Below are 429 nucleotides of genomic sequence, written 5' to 3'. Positions count from 1 at the left end.
CGCCGTCACCGCCGAGCACGCCACCCAGCAGGCCGTCATCGCCCAGGACACCGCCCAGGAGGCCACCGTCGCCACCGAGGACGCCACCCAGCAGGCCGCCGTCGCCGAGGACGCCGCCGAGCAAGCCGCCGTCGCCACCGAGCACGCCACCCAGCAGGCCATCGTCGCCAAGGACGCCGCCGAGCAGGCCACCGTCACCGCCGAGCAGACCGCCTAGGAGGCCGTCGTCGCCGAGCACGCCACCCAGCAGACCGCCGTCACCGCCGAGCAGACCGCCCAGCAGGCCGTCGTCGCCCAGCACGCCACCCAGCAGACCACCATCGCCGCCAAGCAGACCGCCCAGCAGGCCGTCATCACCCAGCACACCGCCGAGCAGGCCACCGTCGCCGCCGAGCAGACCGCCCAGCAGGCCGTCATCACCCAGCACGC

1 protein-coding gene is annotated in these 429 nt (G+C 75.1%); it reads right to left on the bottom strand.

What is annotated here, in order from left to right; all coding sequences use genetic code 11:
* A partial coding sequence (locus tag ACODT0_RS42435) for a hypothetical protein (protein ID WP_489044056.1) occupies window positions 1-429 on the bottom strand: 429 nt, incomplete at both ends.

The sequence above is a fragment of the Variovorax sp. FG153 genome (genome assembly GCF_057809595.1).
The sequence above is the reverse complement of the archived record's forward strand: the minus strand, read 5'-3'. Positions and strand labels throughout refer to the sequence as shown.